Genomic DNA, 5,347 nt, shown 5'->3' on the forward strand with positions numbered 1-5,347 from the left:
GCCCCAAGGCGTGCCCCACAACCCCCCGGGAGAGGTCGCCGGCCCCAGGACTTTGCTATGGTTTCCCACGTCGCCGGGCACACCAGGGCCCGAACGGCACACCCGTCCGGGTGGCGGAATGGCAGACGCGCTAGCTTGAGGTGCTAGTGCCCATATTTGGGCGTGGGGGTTCAAGTCCCCCCTCGGACACCAACCATTTCCCCACGAGATCCCCGTGGGGTTTATGCGTCTGGCGCGGCGGTCACGTGTACTGTCCTGGCCCCGATGTCGTAGGTCAGTCGCAGGCCCAGCAGCCGGTACTGCTCGGCTCTGTCCTCTTTCGCGCTGTGATGGATGGCCTTGGCCAGGTCGGATGCGTGGGTCACGTTCCGGCGCAGCTCGTCGCGGGACATGGGTTCGTGTGCCGCGGGTCGGCGGTCGGCTCGCAGTTCGGTTTCCGCGGCGCGGCGCTGTTGCTGGGTCTCGGTGATCCACTGGGTGACGAGGGCCGGGTCGGCTCCTGCTTCGGCGGCCGCTGCCACCCGGTGGCCTCACCGGCTGCCACACGTAAGCGGCGCCCGCTACCCGCTGGCCGGACCGGCACCTGGGTCCACGGCTGTTTCCAGCTTGCCCCGGACCCGTTCCGCATCGGCGAACCGCTGCTGTGACTCGTAGAGAACGATCGATTCGTTCCACGTCTCCTCCGCCTCGAGCTGACGACCGAGAATCCGGTAGGTCTCACCGAGGCGGTCCAGAGTGTTGGCTTCCTCGTACCTGTCGCCACTTTCCCGGTAGATGACGCGCGCGCCGCGGCAGAGGTCGACGGCCTCGCGGTATTTTCCCGTCTTGAAGGCGATGTGCCCCAGACTGTCCAGAGCCGCCGCCTCACCGTTGTGATCGTCGTAGCGATGGAACAGGGTGCGGGCCTGATCGCAGCGGACACGGGCGCGGCCATAAGCACCGGACTGCGCCAAGTACCATCCCACCGCGTTGAGTCCGCGGGCTATCCAGGCCGGCTTGTCGACGGCCTGGAACAGCCGGAGAGAGCGCCTCGCTTGGACCAGCGCCTGGCCGTAGTCGCCCAGCCGGGCATGGACCCAGCCCAATGCATGGTGGGTGAACGCCATCCCGGACAGGTCACCTGTCCGCTCAAGGGCTGTCAAGGCGCCGGAGAGATGCGCGACGGCCTCGACGTACTCCCCCGTGAGGGCCAGGGCGCGGCCGAGATAGCGATCGGTGTGCGGGCGCAGGACACCGTCCGCCAGCTGCTCCGAGGCCCCGAGCGCCCTCTCCCATGCCAGGAGGTTGTCCTGGCGCCGGCCCCGCCGGAGGCAGAAGGTCTCCGCCGCCCAGGCCAACTGCCAGACCAGCTCGTGCCAGCCGTACCGCTCGGCGAGCTGTTGGATGTCCGCGACGGCGGAATGTTCCGCGTCGAACCACGCCAGAGCGTCAGCCGCGTCGTTCACCGTGCCGCAGGGCTTCGTGGCGGCCCGCAGCGGCAGCTCCATCGGTTGCCGCTGCGGGCTGAGCAGCCGATCGGCCTCGTATGCCCTGCACAGATACGACTCGACGAGCCGCCTCAGTGCGGCGGCAGCGGCGTCGCTCTCCCACACGTCCCGGCCTCGTTCGGATGCGAAGAGTCTGACGAGGTCGTGCATGCGGTATCGGTCAGGCGTTTGCTGCTGGAGCAGATGGACGGCGACGAGCCGGTGCAGCACGGCGCGCGCACGCGGAGCGGACAGATCCGCGAGCCAAGCGGCGGCGTACAGGCTGATCTCCGGTCCGGGAGCCAGCCCGAGCAGGCCGAAGAGCCGGGCCGCCTCCTCGTCGAGAACGGAGTAGGAGGAGGCGAACACGGCCCGCAGGTCGGCCGACAACTCACCGGTGTCCATGGCATCCAGCCGCGTTGACTCGCATTGCAACTCCCTCGCGACGGCCGCCAGGGGGAAGGCCGGATAAAAGGCTGCCCGAGTGGCCAGGATGCTCAGGGCGAGGGGGAGTCCGGCGCTGTGGGAAAGGAACGCGGAGACGGCTTCCGCCTCGGCCTCCAGCCTCTGACGGCCCAGGCGCTCGGCCAGCAGACGGTGCGCCTCGTCCTCCGGAAGGACCCCCAATGCGAGGGAACGGACGCCGTGCGTGGTGTGGAGACCGGGCAGAGGGCTGCGGCTGGTGATCAGCACGGTACAGGTCGAGCTGCCGGGCAACAGCGGTGCGACCTGCTGGGTGTCGCGTGCGTTGTCCAGCACGATGAGCAGGCGCTTCCCGGTCACCAGGGAACGGTAGAGGCCCACTTGCGAATCCGTGTCGACGGGAATGGCCGCGGGACTGACCCCCAGGGCATCGAGCAGCTTGCGCACCGCGGCGGCGGGGGCGATGGGCTCTTCGGTGGGATCGAAGCCCCGCAGGTCGACGTAGAGCTGACCGTCGGGGAACCGGTCAAGGTGCCGGTGGGCCCAGTGCAGGGCGAGCCAGGTCTTGCCCACGCCTCCCATCCCTGTGACGGCCGACGCCGCCATCACGCCATCGGCCCGGTAGGGATCGTCCAGCACCACGTCCATGGCTGCGAGTTCGCGACTGCGCCCTACGAACTGCGCCGGCCGTGGAGGCAATTGGTGAGGACGTGGCGCAGGGCTCGCGGCATCACCGCTCTTCACGGCCCGCAGTTCCGGGGCAGCGGTCAACACCTGGTGCTGTAGTGCCTGGAGGTCGGCGTCGGGGTCGACGCCCAACTCATCGGCCAGCCGGTTCCGCACGTCCTCATAGAACTCCAGAGCCTCTGCCTGTCGCCCGGATTGGTAAAGGGCCGTCATCAACTGGCCCGCCAGCCGCTCGTCCAGCGGATGCCGGGCCACCGTGCTGCGCAGACCGGGCAGGAGCGCCTCGTACTGCCCCTGCCGAAGGCGGATGTCGTTGTAGTGCAACGTCACCGCGATCCGCTCGGCGTCCAGCCGCGCGCGCATGTCCTCGACCCAGACGCTGGTGAGTCCGGACAGGGATTCGTCCTGCCACAGGTCGAGGGCGGCGCCCAGCAGTTCACCGGCCACCCCGTCGTCATCGGCGGCCCTGGCATCCGAGATGAGGCGGCGGAAGCGGTGCAGATCGACACTTTCCGAGGCCGTCTCCAGTGCGTATCCCCCGGCACGCCGGATGATGTCGGCGTCGGCCGCCTCCCCGTGCAGGGCGGTCCGGATCCGGCTCACATAGCTGTGCAGGGTGGATTGAACGGTGCGCGGTGGGTCCTGACCCCACACACGATGGATCAATTGCTCGATGGGGACGATCTGTCCCGCATCGACGAGGAGCGCAGCCAGCACGCAACGCTGCTTGGCGGAGCCGAAGTAGACCCGCCGCTCTCCCAAGAACCCCACCACCGGGCCCAGCAACTGAAACCGCACGAGGCTCCTCCTGCCCGCACCGCACGCGGGCAGGATGGCGCGATGCTTCCGGTCAGAGACATCACGCTACGCCTGGGAGCACGGCCAGGCCAGCAAGGATCCCGACGACGGGCATGCAGCCGATGACGCCCCGGCGGTCCGCCCCATTGCGGCGGTGTGACGGCGTCAACGTTGAGCGAGCAGCCCCTTGCAGAGCGTCGCCACCCCTCCGAGGTACCCAATGGCGCCAGGGCGGAACAGACAGAAAATCGGAGTTCCCTTGAAAAGCGGTGCAAGGATCCTACAAGGAACTCTCATCGGTGATGTGAAACAGTCCGACCGCGGCAAGGATCCACCGCAACATATCCACCTGAAGCACAACGCAAGGCGAGGTGCCCCATGGGTACAGCACTACATCTGGAAAGGGCCTTACGGATGGATTTCCGGGCTTGCGATGTGGCGCGGCTCAGGGGCTCCATTGTTGCTGCCCCGGCGACGCCGAAGATGGCATGAACGGAATCGACCTTCTGCCGGCAGCGACTACCTCCGTTCTTCCCTGCGGGTGATTCGGCAGCCGAACGGATTGTTTCCTCATCTTTGATCGAAGCCTTTCCGTGCCGTGCCTGCTCTGATGCCTCACCTTCCTCCTGGCATCGCTTCGTAGGCGATCCCCTTTCCCGCCTCGTCGAGGGCGCGGCCCTTATGCAGCCATGTTCCGCTTCGATCAGTCGAACATGAGTCATGGCATTGATATTGATGCAGACCGCGAACTTTCGTGTGCCATTTTTGTCTCTGGAGGGGCGATGGATCAGGTATTGCCCGGCGAAGTGCTGGAGTCAGACAGCTTTTCTCCGGTGGAGCGGCATCAGGTGCTGGTGGAGTGGAACGACACCCGCCGAGAGGTCCCGGCCGCGACACTGCCGGCCCTGTTCGAGGCACAGGCCGCGGCAACACCGCACAACGTGGCGGTCGTCTGCCAGGACACCGAACTCACCTACGCCGAACTGAACACACGGGCCAACCGTCTCGCCCACCTCCTCATCGACCTCGGCATCGGCCCCGAGGGACTGGTGGGGGTCGCGGTTCCCCGGTCGGCGGACATGGTGGTGGCACTCCTGGCCATCCTGAAGGCGGGCGCGGCCTACCTGCCGATCGACATTGACTACCCGCGTGAACGGATCGCGTTCCTGCTCGAAGACGCGGCTCCGGCCTGCGTGATCACCACCACCGGCGCAGCCCCGGCACTCCCCCAGGACGCCCTGCTGCTGACCCTCGACAATCCCGGAGTACAGGACATCCTGGCCGGATGCGCGGGCACCGATGCCGCCGACGGCGAGCGCACCTCGCCCCTGTCACTGGCGCATCCCGCCTACGTCATCTACACCTCGGGCTCCACCGGCCGCCCCAAAGGCGTAAGCGTCACCCACCATTCCTTGACGAACTACCTTTGCTGGTCATCGAACTCCTACCCTGCCGCGCAGGGAACCACGCTGGTTCACTCCCCCGTTTCCTTCGATCTGACGGTTACAGCCCTTTACACCACGCTTGTGGTGGGGGGACGAGTCGAACTCGCTGAGATCGACCAGGTGGTCCGACAGCGGGACTCCGGCCCTGCCGGCGGAGTGACCTTCCTCAAGGGCACTCCCTCCCATCTCCCTCTTCTTGTCTCCAACCCCTCGGCGTCAATACCTAGCGACACATTGATTCTTGGCGGCGAGGCCCTGAGGGGAGAAATGCTGCGGGATTGGCGCTCTTCCCATCCCGACGCCACCATCGTGAATGCCTACGGGCCGACCGAACTAACCGTCAACTGCACCGAGTTCAGAATAAACCCTCGAGACGATGTGCCAGACGGGCCGATCCCCATTGGTCGTCCTTTCTGGAATACGCAGGTTTTTGTGTTGGACGGTCGGTTGGGTGTGGTTCCGCCGGGTGTGGTGGGTGAGTTGTATGTGGCGGGGGCGGGGCTGGGGCTGTCTCTTTTAAACATCTCC

General features: G+C 66.7%; 3 protein-coding genes and 1 tRNA gene. 2 read left to right on the forward strand and 2 right to left on the reverse strand.

The annotated features are described in order from the left end of the window. Nucleotides 1-104: 104 nt before the first annotated feature. Nucleotides 105-192: transfer RNA gene (locus ADY01_RS31845), tRNA-Leu, on the forward strand. A 29-nt stretch (nt 193-221) separates the two neighbouring features. Here ADY01_RS31845 and ADY01_RS31850 read toward each other — a convergent pair. Beyond that, complete coding sequence (locus ADY01_RS31850) at nt 222-521, reverse strand: hypothetical protein (RefSeq protein ID WP_049580205.1); 300 nt, start codon at nt 519-521, stop codon at nt 222-224. A 39-nt stretch (nt 522-560) separates the two neighbouring features. Further along, complete coding sequence (locus tag ADY01_RS31855) at nt 561-3,374, reverse strand: AfsR/SARP family transcriptional regulator (RefSeq protein ID WP_049580206.1); 2,814 nt, start codon at nt 3,372-3,374, stop codon at nt 561-563. A gap of 689 nt (nt 3,375-4,063) precedes the next feature. Here ADY01_RS31855 and ADY01_RS31860 point away from each other — a divergent pair. Continuing rightward, the coding region (locus ADY01_RS31860) for an amino acid adenylation domain-containing protein (RefSeq protein WP_159001549.1) at nt 4,064-5,347 on the forward strand (1,284 nt) is incomplete at its 3' end.

Source organism: Streptomyces sp. SBT349, from assembly GCF_001083795.1.
Classification (GTDB): Bacteria; Actinomycetota; Actinomycetes; order Streptomycetales; family Streptomycetaceae; genus Streptomyces.